Source organism: Streptomyces sp. DH12, from assembly GCF_020873895.1.
In the GTDB taxonomy this organism is placed as follows: Bacteria; Actinomycetota; Actinomycetes; order Streptomycetales; family Streptomycetaceae; genus Streptomyces.
Genome location: NZ_JAHWGT010000994.1, coordinates 1 through 461 on the forward strand (window position 1 = coordinate 1; position 461 = coordinate 461).

Genomic DNA, 461 nt, shown 5'->3' on the forward strand with positions numbered 1-461 from the left:
GCCGACTACTGGATCGTGCGCCGCACCCGGCTGGACCAGACCGACCTGTACACCCCGGGCGGACGGTACTGGTACACGTCCGGCTGGAACCCGCACGCCGTCGTCGCCTTCCTGACCGGCGGGGTGCTCGCGGTGGGCGGCTCCCACTCGGCCCCCGGCAAGGGGCCTTTCCCCGAGGACGGGCTGATCCCGTTCCTGAAGCCCCTCGCGGACTACGGCTGGGCGGTCGGCCTCGCGGCCTCGCTCGTCGTGTACCTCGCGCTGACGGCGGGCACGCGGCGGCGGGTGTGAGGACCCGCCGCCGTGTCCCCGCGGCGCCTCGACGGCCTCAGCGGGCGGTGCCGAAGTCCTGCGTCCAGTAGGTGCCGGACAGGCCGACGCCGATCTCCTTGAACGAGCAGTTGAGGATGTTCGCCGTGAGGCGGGGGCGGGTCATCCAGCCCTGCATCTCCTGCTCAGGG

The 461-nt window shown here is 72.9% G+C and carries 1 protein-coding gene and 1 pseudogene; one reads left to right on the forward strand and one right to left on the reverse strand.

The genetic code is table 11. From position 1 onward, the window contains the following. On the forward strand, nt 1-291 hold a 291-nt coding region (locus LPA54_RS38150), incomplete at its 5' end, for a cytosine permease (protein WP_228984973.1). A 37-nt stretch (nt 292-328) separates the two neighbouring features. Here LPA54_RS38150 and LPA54_RS38155 read toward each other — a convergent pair. After that, nucleotides 329-461 (reverse strand): annotated as a pseudogene (locus LPA54_RS38155) (CAP domain-containing protein); the annotation flags it as partial.